The organism is Xanthomonas sp. NCPPB 1826 (assembly GCF_056725285.1).
In genome coordinates this window covers 2,185,361-2,199,798 of sequence record NZ_CM161521.1, presented here as the reverse complement: position 1 = coordinate 2,199,798, position 14,438 = coordinate 2,185,361, and the positions used below count along the sequence as shown (strand labels likewise).

Genomic DNA, 14,438 nt, shown 5'->3' with positions numbered 1-14,438 from the left:
CAGTCCCGGTCGCACGCCTGCGCCGACCACGTTCGACATCGCGCGGCCGTGCCCTCAGGCCGAGGTGAGATGGCGGCGCCAATGCGGCCGCCGTGCGCCGCGAAACATCACCAGATACAGCCCGACCACCCATACCAGCGCGGCCGACCAGCCGCCCAGGATGTCGGAGGGATAATGCACGCCCAGGTAGATCCGCGACACGCCGACAAGCACCGCGAACAGGCTGGCGGCAATGGTCACCGGCCAGCGCCAGCGCGTGTTCCAGGCCAGCGCGATGAGCACCGCAGCGAGCGTCATCGAGCCCATCGCATGCCCGCTGGGAAAGCTGAAAGTGCTTTCCGGGGCGATCGATTCCCACAGGCTCGGGCGGTCGCGCTGGAACACCTGCTTGGCGCCCATGTTCAATAAGGCCGAGCCGCCAAAGCCGAGTGCGGCAAAGGTCCCCTCGCGCCAGCGCCGCAACATCAGCAACACCAGCACGATGGCGATATCAGCCGGGATCACCCCGTATTGGTAGCCGATCTTGGAAATCACCCCGAAAAACGCGTCCAGCCCCGGCGTGGCGATGCTGCGCATGCTCCACAGCAGGGGCTCATCGAAATAGAAGTTTTCCAGCTCGTGGACTTCGTCGGCGAGGTCGACGAACAAGCCCAACGGCAGCAGCACGCCGGTAAACAGCAACGCCATGCGCCACGCATTGCTGCGCAGCCATCCCCTGAAACCGGCCGGCGATTCAGCCGGCGCGGCGGACATAAGTGCGTTCGACGTACTGATCGATCAGATCGATGAACTCGTAGGCGATGTTTTCGCCACGCAAGGTGACGCTTTTCTCGCCATCGATGAACACCGGTGCCGACGGCGCCTCTCCGGTGCCCGGCAACGAGATGCCGATGTTGGCGTGGCGCGATTCGCCCGGCCCGTTGACCACGCAGCCCATCACCGCCAGGGTCATGTTTTCCGCGCCGGGGTTGCTGATCTTCCACTCCGGCATCTTGGCGCGCACGTGGTTCTGCACCACGCCGGCCAGTTCCTGGAAGAACTCGGAGGTGGTGCGGCCGCAGCCCGGGCAGGCCGTGACCATCGGCGTGAAGGCGCGCTGGCCAGTGGTCTGCAGCAGTTCCTGCGCGACAATCACTTCCTGGGTGCGCGACTGGCCCGGTTCCGGCGTCAGCGAGATGCGGATGGTGTCGCCGATGCCTTCCTGCAGCAGCACGCTCAGCGCGGCGGCGGAGGCCACGATGCCCTTGCTGCCGATACCGGCCTCGGTCAGGCCCAGATGCAGCGCAAAGTCGCAGCGGCTCGCCATATCGCGATATACCGCGATCAGCTCCTGCACACCGGATACCTTGGCCGACAGGATGATGCGCTCGCGCGCCAGCCCCAGCTCCACCGCGCGCTCGGCCGAATCCACTGCCGAACGGATCAAGGCCTCACGCAGCACGCGACCGGCATCCCAGGGGGTGTCGCGCTGCGAGTTCTCGTCCATCAGCTGCGCAGCCAGCGACTGGTCCAGCGAGCCCCAGTTGGCACCGATGCGCACCGGCTTGTCGTACTTGATCGCGAACTCGATCAGCTGCGCGAACTGCAGGTCCTTTTTCTTGCCGAAGCCGACATTGCCCGGATTGATGCGGTACTTGGCCAGCGCTTCGGCGCAGGCCGGCTCGGCGGCGAGCAACTGGTGACCGTTGTAATGGAAATCGCCGATCAACGGCACCTCGATCCCCATCATGCGCAGCTTGTCGACGATGCGCGGAATGGCCGCGGCCGACTCGGCGTTGTTGACGGTCAGGCGCACCATTTCCGAGCCGGCGCGCCACAGGTCGGCCACCTGCTTGACGCTGCCGGCGATGTCGGCGGTATCGGTATTGGTCATCGACTGGACGACCACCGGGTGGCCGCCGCCCACAGTCACGCTGCCGATCTTGACGGCCTGGGTGATGCGGCGCGGCCAGGCGGTGGCGTCGGCGGGAGGGGTTGGGCGAGTCACGGCGTCGTACATCGCGGTATTTTAGCCTGTCATCGGTCCGCTCACAGCTGAAGCGCTGCGCGGGTCGTCTTCCGGGCCGATGCGACGGTTTGTCGCAGGCCGCCACGCCCCCGAGCGCATAGCATTGCCGTGATGAATTCCTCAGACGCCTCCTTCCTGCGGACCCTGTGCAGCCTGCGCTGGCTGGCCACCGCCGGCCAGGCCGCCACCATCCTGGTCGCCACCGGCCTGATGGGTCTGGACCTGCCGCAGCAACCCTTGTGGGCCGGCGTGGCCGCACTGGCGGTGTTCAACCTGTATGCGCAACTGCGGGTGGCCCACCGTGGCGCGGTCAGCCCGGCCACCGAGTTTGGCCACATCCTGGTCGATGTCACCGTGCTGACCTGGATGGTGGGCTGGAGCGGCGGCATCGCCAACCCGTTCGGCTCGCTGTTCCTGGTGCTGATCGCGCTGGCCGCACTGGCCCTGCCGCTGGGCTGGGCGATGGCGGTGGCAGCGTCCTGTGTGGCCGGTTATGTGATCAGTGCGGCATTCGGCCTGCCGCTGCCCTACGGCAGCTTCGACCCGCTCAGCCTGCACATGTGGGGCATGGCGGCCAACTTCCTGCTGTCGACGGTGGTGGTGCTGGCCTTCGCCACCCGGCTGGCCTTGTCGATGCGCGAACGCGAGCGCGAGATCTCCACGCTGCGCGAGCGCTTCGCGCGTAACGAGGGCATCGTCGCGCTGGCCACGCACGCGGCCTCGGTGGCGCATGAGCTCAACACGCCACTGGCGACGATGACCCTGCTGGTCGACGACATCGCCGATCAATGCGACCAAGGCGAATTGCGCGAGGACCTGGATACCCTGCGCGAGCTGCTGGTGCAGTGCCACGAGCGCGTGCTGGCGCTGGCCGCACCGGCCGACAACGGCCACCTCAGCCGCGAGGTGGCGGTCAAGGACGTGCTGGAACAATGGCGGCTGGTGCGCCCGACCATCGAGCTGCGCCGCAACGACGACGCACCGATGCGCCTGCTGCTGCAGCCGGGCGTCAGCCATCTGCTGATGGTGCTGCTCAACAATGCGGCCGATGCCGGCGAACGTGCCGGCCGGCCGCAGATCGATCTGACCCTGCGCGTGGAGCAGGACCATCTCAGCGGCGAAGTCCGCGACTACGGTCCGGGCTTCGACACCTCGCAGGCCATGCTGCCAGGCACTTTATTCAACAGCGGCAAGCACGACGGCATGGGCGTCGGGCTGGCGCTCTCGCACGCCACCGTCGAGCGGCTGCAGGGCGAGTTGTGGATGCTGCCCGCCGAAGGCAGCGGCGCCCGCGTCGGTTTCCGTCTGCCGCTCTCCGAACACGAGGCACTCGCATGACAAGCACTCCCCTGCGTACCGGCCTGCTGGTCGACGACGACACCTTGTACCTGCGCACGCTGCAGCGCAGCCTCGCCCGCCGCGGCGTGGAAACCCTGACCGCCACCGACGCGGCCAGTGCCCTGTCGACCGCCCGAAGCGCCTTGCCCGATTTCGCTTTGATCGACCTCAAACTCGGCCACGATTCCGGCCTGAGCCTGATCCAGCCGCTGCGCGAGATCCGCGCCGACATGCGCATCCTGCTGGTCACCGGCTATGCGAGCATCGCCACCGCGGTGGAGGCGATCAAGCTCGGCGCCGACGACTACCTGCCCAAGCCGGCCAATATCCCGACCATCATGCGGGCGCTGGGCGAAGAGGACGACGAGCTGCCGGAGCCGGACGAAGAAGAAACCGCGCGGGAGATGATGACACCGCTCAGCCGCCTGCAGTGGGAGCACATCCAGCAAGCGCTGCACGAGACCGGCGGCAATGTCTCCGCCGCCGCCCGCCTGCTCGGCATGCACCGCCGCTCGCTGCAGCGCAAGCTGACCAAGCGGCCAAGCCCGGGGCCGTTACGCGAGCCCGGGCGTTGAGGCCTGACATCGATACGTTGAACCGTGGCGTTTTTCAGGCGCTACCCGAGGCTTGATCCGTTCAACCATGGCGCTGTTTTTTTGGCGCGATCCGACGCTTAAGTCAAACGCTCGGTGAGTCGAGGGCGCGGTGCCCTCGCCGCTTGCGGGACACGCCGTGAATCCGTCCATGGAGCAACTGTGTTGTTGGAGTGGCTCTGCCGCTCCGCAAGCCGGGCACGGTGGTGCTGGCCGCCTGTCGGCAGCCATGGCCCCATCGAGCGCATTGACACTCAGGTCGGGATGGCTTGGGCCTGTCCGCCTAGCGCATCTCTGGCGCGGGCGTTGAGGATGACCAGCATCTTGCGCATCGCCGCCACGACGGCGACCTTGCCGGGCTTTCCGCGTGCCCGCAGCGACCGATAAAACTCCCGGATCTGGGGCTCGTGCTGGATGGCCGACAGGCAGGCCATGTACAGCACGTTGCGCACCTCGATCCGCCCGCCGCCGATCCTGCGGATGCCGCGTGTGGTGCCGCTATCGTGGGCGATGGGAGCGACGCCGACCAGCTTGGCAATGGCCTTGCCATCAAGGGTGCCCAGCTCCGGCAGATAACTGGCGATCACCGCTTGCAGGATCGCTCCGACGCCTTTAAACGAACGCATCGCTTCCAACTGCGGTTGCTGGCGGACCTGTTCGGCGATGTGTTTTTCCAGTCGCACGCAGTGCTTTTTCATCTGCGTGATATTGGCCTGCAGCAGGCGGCGTAAGCTGGTGTCCGTCCCCTGTTCCAACTGGTTTTGCGCGCTTGTTGCCAGGTCCACAAGCTGCTGTCGCGCACGCACGAACTCGCGCAGCTTTCGCCGCCAAGGCTCCATCGGCTGATAGGCACGCAGCTCAAGGGTGGCCGCCATGCAGGCCAGATTGGTCGCATCCAGGCGATCTGTTTTTGCCGGCAAACCGGTGGCAGCAGCGAAGGCCTGGCAGCGGTACGCATCGGCCCGCACGACTTGGTGACCGGCGTCGAACAGGGCATCCAGTATCTGCTGTTCGTAACCGCCAGACGCCTCCAGGACAACCTGGCCAACCTGCTGCGTCGCCAGCCAGGACAGAAGCTTGCGATGGCCCGCGGGTGTGTTGTGAAACCGCTCGAAAGGGCCGCGATGGACGGCCACATCCAACATGGCCTTGCACACATCAATCCCGATGCCGTTCATGGGTGAACTCCGTTAGGCTTAAAGGGTCGAGAGCTCCCCCGCCTGCCCAGCCTTACGTCTACGCGTGGCAACACTGGCAACTGTTCGGGCGATACGGGGGAGAAACCGACGTGGGCACCTGTCTCCACGACGATCGGCAATGATCTAGGCTCTAACGGTGGCCCACGTCGGCTCTCGACACCCAGACTGGCAGAATCTGAACAGATAAGGCTCCTTGGCGGCGTCCATGCCGCCAAGGGTCCCGCAACCGGCAAGGACACCGCGCAAGAGAGTTGGCCGGCTGCTTTCTTGAAAGCGTGTTGCTCGGCTTGCGGCAGCAGATGCGACGTTTGCAGCTTGCGTGTTGAAAGCCCGTTTGCTGCTCGGCTTGCGACGCGAAAATGGTCAAAGGTTGATCGAACGCTTAGTCATCCGACCAGCGCACGTCCTGCGTCGCTTCCACTATGGCACCGACCATCTCGACGGGTCCTTGCCCGCCCATCGTCGCGGGACCTTACGCGGCATGGATGCCGCGTAAGAGCCTACATGGACGTACTTGCGGCGTGTCCTGCGATGGTGGACGGGCAAGGGCCCTGCAGCAAACTCACAGCGTCGAGAACACGGCGAGGACACCGCACCGGTTTCCGGTTGCTCTGTCGAAACCATGCACACCGACCATCTCAACTGGTCCTTGCCCGCTCACCGTCGCGGGACCTTACGCGGCATGGATGCCGCGTAAGAGCCTACAGGGACGTACTTGCGGCGTGTCCTGCGATGGTGGGCGGGCAAGGGCCCTGCAGCAAATTCACAGCGTCGAGGGCGCGGCAAGGACACCGCACCGGTTGCCGGCTGTTTTGTTGAAAACCATGCATACCGACCATCTCGACTGGTCCTTGCCCGCCCACCGTCGCGGGACCTTACGCGGCATGGATGCCGCGTAAGAGCCTACAGGGACGTACTTGCGGCGTGTCCCGCGAGGGTGGGCGGGCAAGGGCCCTGCAGCCAAGCAGCAGATCAACTGCGCTGCAGCTCTGCAGCAAACTATCCAGGCATCCCAAAAAATTAAAGACGCTGACCGCAGGGCTTCACTCTCAACGTGGCCCGAACACGCTCGCCCTGCGCGAGGTCGCGGTGATGCCATCGGCGCCCAGGATCAGGTTGCGCCCCCAGCTGCTGAGGCGCGTGGCGTTCCAGCCGATTGCGATATCCAGCGATTGCGTGCTGCTGTCGTTGCCCGACCACGACCAGCCCAGATAGCCAACGTCGTATTCGCGGGCACGGCGCATGATCGCTGCCTCGTCCACGTGCGCGCCGCGATGGTCTCCACCGAACTCGCCGATCACCAGCGCCAGCTTTTTATCGCGGAAAGCGCGCAGATAATTGTTGACCGTCGCATCGCTGCCGAACACTTCGTACATGTGCACGCTGAAGATCAGGTTGCGGCGGCTGTCGCGCGCCAGCAACGCGGCAGCGTTGTCGCGCATGTAGAACTTCCAGTCCTGGCCCCAGTTCGGCGCATCCACCATCAGGGCGTGGGTCAGTCCGGCCTTGCGCAATGCGGCGATTGCGGTTGCATGGCCGTTGACCCATTCGCTGGCGCTCAACTGATTGCCGAACGGCTCGTTGCCGATATTGATGATGACCTGGTCTTCGTTGCCGATCAGCGCCTTGCGGATGCTGGTCCAGTACGCAGTAGCGTGGGCCAGGCCAGCGGCAGCGCCGTCTTCGCCATAGCCAGTGGTGTCGTGCACTTCCAGCACCGCGATCAAGCCCAGGCTTTTGCAACGCGCGATGATGCGCGACACCTCGGCCTCCGGTGTGCGGTTCCAGCGATAACCGGAACTGAGCACCACGCGCACGCTATTGGCGCCGGTGGCAGCGATGGCAGCCAGGGCCGCGTCGGTACGGCTTGCATACCAGGCGTGCGGCAGATTGACGCCACGCAAGACCACGGTGTTGCCATTGGACTCACGCAGTTGTGTGCCGGACACCGACAGCCCCGCGTGCGCGGCAGACGACACTGCCAGGCCTGCAACGACCAGCAGCATGCGGTGGGCAAAACCAGACAACGGTGATTTCACGATCGATTTTCCAGACAGAGGGGAGGACGACGAACGATGGCGACCCTCACAGTGCGCGTGAACACTGTGTCAATTTGACGTGCCAGCCGATGCAACCCCTGTCACATATCGAACAAGCGCCGAAACAAGTGCGCTGAACGATTACGTTGTTGTGGGGCGACGAAGCAGGCGCACCCTCAGTCATCGGCGAGGGGTCGGCAATGTTTAGCGGCCGCGCGCCAGCGCCGGCCGCGACGCCGCACGTTTGCTTAAATCACGCATGACGTGGGAGTCAGCGCGACCGCGGGCCTGGCGCCTGGCTGTCGCCTCATGCTGTGGCCTGATGCCATCGCGCAGCTGTCGTCGCGGCAGCGGCTCAGTCGCAGCCATCGCGTGGCAAGGCCCGCTTCAACTGAACGGCGCCCAGCGCGATCGATCAAGGGATTACGCTCCAGGCCGATAGAAGCACATGCAATCCGTGCTCGCTCCCGCCAAGTCCCCTCCTCCGCCCGTGGTCGACGAGTCGACCCGGTTGTCCGTCCTGCGTGGCCTGTGCCTGCTGGACTCGCCGCCGGACCCGGTGTTCGAGACCATCGCCGCGATGGCCGCCCGCAACCTGGGCGCGGAAATCGCGCTGGTGTCGCTGGTGGACGAGCATCGTCAGTGGTTCAAGGCCCGCATCGGCCTGGAGCCGCAGGAAACGCCGCGTGACCAGGCGTTCTGCGCGCATGCGATCCGCGCCCCCAAGGTGATGGTGGTGCCCGACGCGCAACTGGATCCGCGCTTTTGCGACAACCCGCTGGTGCTGGGGCCACCCTTCATCCGCTTTTACGCCGGCGCGCCGCTGACGCTGCGCGACGGCCACCGCATCGGCACCTTGTGCGTGATCGGGACCAGCCCGCGTCCGGGCCTGGACGCCGAAGCGATCGCCCAACTGGAAGGCCTGCGCGACCTGGCGGTGCTGCGGGTGGAAAACCTGCGCAGCACCACCTACCGCGACGGCCCGACCGGGCTGCCCAATCGGTCGCGCTTTGCCGAAGACCTGGATGCCTGGCTGTCGCAACGCGACAGCGCGCCGGCCACTACCGCGGTGGCGGTCGACATCTGCGGCAGCGATTACTTCCGTGACATGGTCAAAGCGCTGGGCTGGGATTACGCCGACGGTTATGTGGCCATCGCCCAGCGTCGGCTGGCGGCGTATCTGCCCGCCGGCACCGCGCTGTATCGGCTGGACCCGACCACCTTCGGCTTTCTGGCCCAGGCCGAAACGCAGCGTCTGTCCGCGCTGTGCACCAAGGTCTCCAAGGCCTTTGCCGAGACGCTGGAACATCAGGGCATTCCGCATACCGCAGTGGCCTCGATCGGCGCGGTCTCGTTGCAGACCAGCTATGGCGCGGCCGACACGATCCGCTCGCTGACCACCTCGGTGGATATCTCGCGCGAACGCGGCGTGCCGTGGAGCATGTACGAGCGCAAGCACGACGTGGCCCAGCGCAATACCTTCCGCCTGCTGGCTTCCCTCCCCGCCGCGCTGGACAGCGCCAGCCAGCTGCGCCTGCACTACCAGCCGCGCGTGGACCTGCACGATCACCGCTGCGTCGGAGTGGAGGCGCTGCTGCGCTGGCAGCATCCGATGATCGGCCCGGTGATGCCCGCCGATTTCGTGCCGATGGCCGAGAAGACCGCGCTGATCAACCGCATCACCGCCTGGGTCATCGACAACGGCATCGCCCAGGCCGCGCGCTGGCAGCAACAGGGCCTGGATTTCAATCTGGCCCTGAACGTGTCGGCCGCCGATCTGGACCGGCCCGGATTCGTTGGCCTGCTGCGGCGTGGCCTGGAGCGCCACAACCTCGATCCGCGCCGGCTGGAGATCGAATTCACCGAAAGCGCGATGATCCGCCACCCCGAGCATCTGGCCGAGCAATTGGCGGCCATCGCAGCGCTGGGCGTGCATATCGCCATCGACGACTTCGGCACCGGCTACAGCAATTTCAGCTATCTCAAACAGCTGCCGGCCAGCTCGTTGAAGATCGATCAATCCTTCATCCGCTCATTGCCGGACAACCGCACCGACCGCACCCTGGTGCCGGCGATGATCCAGCTCGGCCACAGCCTGGGCCAGCGCGTGGTCGCCGAAGGCATCGAGTCGGCAGAGGCCTACACGCAGTTGCGCGCCTGGGGCTGCGACGAAGGTCAGGGCTACTGGATCGCCAAACCGATGCCGGCAGCGGCACTGGAAACCTGGCTGCAGACGCCGTGGTATGAGCAGTTCGAAGCGCCGGTCAACCTGCTCGCCGCAAGCCTGGCCGCGGCGCGGGTGTAAGCGGAAGCAGCACAGCAGCCAAAACGCACGCGGCGCGACACCTGAGTGTCGCGCCCCATGCGCACAACCAATTTCAGCGGACTGACTGGGCGATTACCAGAACACCGCGTACAGCGCGATCAGGATCACCACCACTCCGATCGCACCGACCTTGAAGCCCAGCGTGGTGCCGTAGGCCACATCGTCGGTACGGATCAGGTCGCGCGCCTGGGTGGGCGCGGTCATCAACGACACCAGAATCGCCAGCACCAGCGCCGCCACGAACACCACGCCGATGCGGTCCATGAACGGCAGTTCCGGCCAGGCGAACTTGAGCGCGAACGACAGCACCACCGAGCCGATCGCCGCGGTCAGTGCGCCGGCTTCGTTGGCACGCTTCCAGAACAGGCCAAGCATGAAGATCACCACCACGCCGGGCGTAAAGAAGCCGGTGAACTCCTGGATGAACTGGAAGCCCTGATCGAAGTTGCCCAGCAACGGCCGCGCGGTGAGGATGCCGATCACCACCGCCACGATGGCCACGATGCGACCCACGCGCACCAGTTGCTTCTGCTCGGTCTGCGGGCGGAACTTGGCGTAGAAATCCAGGGTGAAGATGGTCGCCACCGAGTTGATCTTGGAGGCCAGCGAGGCCACGATCGCCGCCACCAGCGCCGCGAACACCAGGCCCAGGATGCCGGTCGGCAACAGCTGCATCATGGTCGGATAGGCCTGGTCGGGCTTGGCCAGGTCCGGCGCCAGCACCACCGCGGCAATGCCCGGCACCACGATCACCAACGGCATCAGCAGCTTCAGGAACGCGGCGAACACCATGCCCTTTTGCGCCTCGCCGATGTTCTTGGCCGCCAGCGCGCGCTGGATGATGTACTGGTTGAAACCCCAGTAACTGATGTTCATCACCCACAGACCGCCCAGCAGCACGCTCAGGCCGGGCAGGTCCTTGTAGAACGGATTGTCCTTGCTCAGGATCATGTGGAAGTGCTCCGGGTGCGCACTCCACAGATGCTTGAAGCCGGCCAGCACGCCGGCACCGTCGCCGATCCGCGCCAGGGTCAGCCCGGCCACCAGCAGGCCGCCCAGCACCAGCAGCGTGACCTGCACGATGTCGGTCAGCGCCACCGCCTTCAGACCGCCGTACAGCTGGTAGACCAGCGCGAACACGCCGATCAACGCCAGCGCCAGGGTCTGGTCCATGCCGGTGACTTGGCTGACCGCGATCGACCCCAGCCACAGGATCGAGGTCAGGTTGACGAACACGTACAGCAGCAGCCAGAACACCGCCATCAGCGTGCGGATCCACTTGCCGTACCGCTGTTCCAGGAACTGCGGCATGGTGTAGATGCCGTTGCGCAGGAAGATCGGCAGGAAGAACTTGCCCACGATCAGCAGCGTCAGCGCCGCCATCCACTCGTAGGAGGCGATCGCCAGGCCGATCGCATAACCGGAACCGGCCATGCCGATGATCTGTTCGGCCGAGATGTTCGCGGCGATCAGCGAGGCGCCGATCGCCCACCACGGCAACGACTTGCTGGCCAGGAAGTAATCCTCGGCGCTCTTGCTGTGACCTGCCTTCTCGCGCGAGACCCACTGCGCGAGCACGAAGATGCCGGTCAGATAGACCAGCACAATCACGATATCCAACGTCGCCAAACCCACTGCACTCTCCTGTCTGGCTCTGGGCTGAGCGTCGTGGACCGGACAGGTCTGCAGACTGCCGCCGCCCGCACTACGTGCGCGGCAGCAGCGCGGCGAACCGCAGCTGCAGGCCGTCCCGGCCGATCGACGCGCGCGTCCCGCGGCGGCTGATGACACCACCGCTGAGGGTGGCCGCTGTAACACGTCGCCGGGGCCGGCGACGCATGTATGTGGTTCTTACCTGGGCACACCCGCAAGCGCGCCTGCGGGTGTGCTGCTTACTTGACCGGGCAGTCGAGCGTGACTTCAGCTTCGTTGAGCGCGCCCAGCGCGATTTTCGACACCGACAGGTCCAGCGCTGCAGCGCTTTCGATGCTGGCGACCTGGGTCAGCTTGGTCACATCTGCACCGGCCACCGCAAAGCACTTCAATGGCACGCCAACCACCTTCCACTGGCCTTGCGGCAGCGCGGCCAGGGTCTTCTGCGCATCAACGCGGCCGCCGCACTTGTCGCCACAGCCCACGCCCAGCCACACCGGCGCGGTCACCGCGCTGTCGCGGCGGACGGTCAGCTGCAACTGCACATCGCCATTACTCTCACGCGAGACATCGACCGGCTTGCCGGACACCAGCAATACGCTGGAGGCCTTGGCACCGGACCAGACCAGACGCCGTGCATCTTCCTGCGCCTTGTGGTCGACCGCGGTCATCTTCAGGCTGCCATCGGACAGACCCACCGGCAGCGTGGTCGCGGGCATGTTGGCCTGGCCGGCATTGGACAGCTGCATCGCAATACCCAGCGCCGGCTTGCCGCGCACGAAGTACACCCCGCCCACCGACTGCTCGCCGGACACACCCGATTCCTCCGGCAACGCAGCCAGGTCGCCCTTGTCGGCGTAGGTCAGGCCGAAGCCGAACTTGAACTGCGGGTCGTAATCCTTCTGCCCGACGTTATTGGCGAACTGCACCGCGGTCTTGGGCCAGGAGAAGCTCAGCTTGCCCTTGAAGTCATTCTGTACCGTGCCATCAGCCTTGCGCAGCAGCACGTCGGCAATGCCCTCGCCTTCCGAACCCGGCAACCAAGCGGCGACGAAGGCATCGGCGGCGTTGATGTACTGGTTCATCCACAACGGGCGCCCGCTCAGGAACACCGCCACCACCGGGATGCCCTCGGCCTTGAGCTTCTTGATCAGCGCCAGCTCGCTCTCGTCGCCCGGCTTGTACAGCAGGGTGGCGATGTCGCCCTGGAACTCGGCGTACGGGTTCTCACCGAACACCACCACCGCCACGTCGGGCTTGGTCTTGTACGCACCATCGACTGCCAGCTCGGCCTTGCCGCCGGCGGCCTTGATCTGCTTGTCCAGGCCTTCCCAGATGGTGTTGCCATTGGGGTAGTCGCTGCGCTTGGTGCCGGTGCCCTGCCAGTTCAGCGTCCAGCCGCCGGACTGCTTGCCCATGTCGTTGGCGCCGTCGCCCAGCACCAGCACGCGCTTTTTCGGATCCAGCGGCAGGATGCCGGCCTGGTTCTTCAGCAGCACCAGCGACTCGCGTACTGCCTGGCGGGCGATCGCGCGGTGTTCCGGCGCGCCGAGCAATTCGTACTTGCCACCGAGCGGGCGCTTGGACGGCTTGCCGGCTTCGAACAGGCCCAGGCGCAGCTTGACCCGCAGGATCCGGCGCACCGCATCGTCCAGGCGCTCGGCCGAGATCTGGCCCGATTTCACTGCCGCCAGTTCGGTCTCGTAGATGCCCTTCCAGCTGTCGGAGGCCATCGCCATGTCGACACCGGCAATGAACGAGGCCGGGCAGTTTTCGTTGGTGCAGCCTTTGACCTGGCCGTGACCATTCCAGTCGCCGACCACGAAGCCGCCGAAGTTCATGCGGCCCTTGAGCACGTCGGTCAGCATGACCTTGTTGCCGTGCATCTTCTCGCCGTTGAAGCTGTTGAACGAGGCCATTACCGTCTGCGCACCGGCCGCGATCGCCGGCGGGTAACCGGCCGCGTGGATATCGCGCATGGTGGCTTCGGACACCTTGGTGTCGCCTTGGTCCTTGCCGTCGGTGGTGCCGCCGTCGCCGACGAAATGCTTCACCGAGGAAATCACGTGGCTGCCGTCGAGGAACTGCGGGGTGCCCGGCACGCCCTGCACGCCTTCGACCATCTTGCCGGCGAAGCTGGCCACCACGTCCGGCGACTCGGAATAGCCCTCGTAGCTGCGGCCCCAGCGGTCGTCCTGCGGCACCGCCACGGTCGGCGCGAAGGTCCACTCCATGCCGGTGACGCGGGTTTCGGCGGCGGTGACTTCGCCGATCTGCTTGATCAGCTCCGGGTTGCGCGTGGCGCCCAGGCCGATGTTGTGCGGGAACAGCGTGGCGCCGACGATGTTGCTCTGACCGTGCACCGCATCGATGCCGAAGATGATCGGAATCGCGTTGCCGCCCTTGGAGGTGTCCATTGACGCTTCATAGAAGGCGTCGGCCAGCTTCAACCATTCGGCCGGGCTGGCGTCGTACTTGCCGCCCGGATCGGAATTGCCGCCGGCCAGCACCGAGCCGATGCGGTACTTGCGCACATCGTCCGGGGTCATGCTGGCGATGTCGCCCTGGATGGTCTGCGCGACCTTCTCTTCGACGCTCATCTTGGCCATCACATCGGTGATGCGCTGCTCCAGGGCCTGGTCCTGGGCGAATGGCCACTTCGGCGACGGCCACTGGTCGGGATGGATCGTGGTGGACGCCTCGGCAGGTGCGGCGGCCGGTGCGGTCTTGCTCGCCTCGGCAGCGGTGTCCTTGCCTTGGCAGGCGGCCAGCATCAGCACCGCAGCGGCGGTGGCCAGAGAGAGGGCACGACGCGCGACAGGCGCGGCGGTACGACGAAGCAGCTTGTCCAAGATCCAGGTCTCCAGGTGGTTCTCCCCACGGCGATGCGTGACGCCGCAGGCCATTAGGCGGCGTACGCTTGCGTGATTCCCCTACCCTGTCAACAACGCGCGCTTGTATGCCAAACGACGGCCAACTTATTGGCCCGGGCTATAGGCTTGGAATACCGGCAGCACCTGTCAAACCACGGCAAAGCGCCGAATCCGGCGTGGCGCTTGATCTTTCGCGACGGCGTACTTTGCTGCAATGCACCACTTCGCAGGCTTCGCACTGCGCAGCCCCTGTCGCCCGCGCAGGTATTGCCGGGTTCGCTTGCAGGCAGGTGTTCGAACGCCCGCCAACGGGTGAGCTCGCCGTCAAACAACTGTCATACCTCGGGCCTAGCGTGACCGGCTTGCCGATGCGCCACCGGCCATCGTTGATCGTCGTCTTTGCCTGGAG

9 protein-coding genes are annotated in these 14,438 nt (G+C 65.6%); 3 read left to right on the top strand and 6 right to left on the bottom strand.

Annotation, left to right across the window (positions count from 1 at the left end; translation table 11 throughout):
• Positions 1-54: 54 nt before the first annotated feature.
• Together AC1PLA_RS09590 and ispG are read right to left on the bottom strand one after the other, a co-directional pair.
• Positions 55-753 carry a phosphatase PAP2 family protein gene (locus AC1PLA_RS09590; RefSeq protein WP_102254122.1) on the bottom strand — a complete coding sequence of 233 codons (699 nt, stop codon included), beginning with the start codon at positions 751-753 and terminating at the stop codon, positions 55-57.
• Positions 734-1,999, bottom strand: a complete 1,266-nt coding sequence (gene ispG / locus AC1PLA_RS09585; protein WP_024940821.1) for a flavodoxin-dependent (E)-4-hydroxy-3-methylbut-2-enyl-diphosphate synthase — start codon at positions 1,997-1,999, stop codon at positions 734-736. The genes AC1PLA_RS09590 and ispG overlap by 20 nt, the downstream gene beginning before the upstream one ends.
• 120 nt (positions 2,000-2,119) lie before the next feature.
• Here ispG and AC1PLA_RS09580 point away from each other — a divergent pair, with 120 nt between their 5' ends.
• Both AC1PLA_RS09580 and AC1PLA_RS09575 read left to right on the top strand, forming a co-directional pair.
• Positions 2,120-3,346: an ATP-binding protein gene (locus AC1PLA_RS09580; protein ID WP_016903101.1), complete on the top strand. Its 1,227-nt coding sequence runs from the start codon at positions 2,120-2,122 to the stop codon at positions 3,344-3,346.
• Positions 3,343-3,921 carry a response regulator transcription factor gene (locus AC1PLA_RS09575; RefSeq protein WP_016903100.1) on the top strand — a complete coding sequence of 193 codons (579 nt, stop codon included), beginning with the start codon at positions 3,343-3,345 and terminating at the stop codon, positions 3,919-3,921. Before AC1PLA_RS09580 ends, AC1PLA_RS09575 begins: the two co-directional genes overlap by 4 nt.
• A 272-nt stretch (positions 3,922-4,193) precedes the next feature.
• Here the strand turns inward: AC1PLA_RS09575 and AC1PLA_RS09570 are convergent, their stop codons facing one another.
• Both AC1PLA_RS09570 and AC1PLA_RS09565 read right to left on the bottom strand, forming a co-directional pair.
• The gene (locus AC1PLA_RS09570; protein WP_481105486.1) at positions 4,194-5,117 is read right to left on the bottom strand and encodes an IS110 family RNA-guided transposase; all 924 of its coding nucleotides are present in this window, start codon (positions 5,115-5,117) and stop codon (positions 4,194-4,196) included.
• 1,070 nt (positions 5,118-6,187) lie between these two features.
• The gene (locus AC1PLA_RS09565) at positions 6,188-7,144 is read right to left on the bottom strand and encodes a glycoside hydrolase family 5 protein (protein WP_481106184.1); all 957 of its coding nucleotides are present in this window, start codon (positions 7,142-7,144) and stop codon (positions 6,188-6,190) included.
• 481 nt (positions 7,145-7,625) lie between these two features.
• Between AC1PLA_RS09565 and AC1PLA_RS09560 the strand changes: the two genes are divergently transcribed.
• Entirely contained in the window at positions 7,626-9,482 is a 1,857-nt protein-coding gene (locus tag AC1PLA_RS09560; RefSeq protein ID WP_481106062.1) for a putative bifunctional diguanylate cyclase/phosphodiesterase, read from the top strand.
• A gap of 93 nt (positions 9,483-9,575) precedes the next feature.
• Here the strand turns inward: AC1PLA_RS09560 and AC1PLA_RS09555 are convergent, their stop codons facing one another.
• Together AC1PLA_RS09555 and AC1PLA_RS09550 are read right to left on the bottom strand one after the other, a co-directional pair.
• Entirely contained in the window at positions 9,576-11,138 is a 1,563-nt protein-coding gene (locus tag AC1PLA_RS09555; protein ID WP_039527623.1) for a sodium/sugar symporter, read from the bottom strand.
• Between the two features lie 257 nt (positions 11,139-11,395).
• Positions 11,396-14,008, bottom strand: coding sequence for a glycoside hydrolase family 3 protein (locus AC1PLA_RS09550; RefSeq protein WP_104623391.1), 2,613 nt, complete (start codon positions 14,006-14,008; stop codon positions 11,396-11,398).
• Positions 14,009-14,438 lie beyond the last annotated feature (430 nt).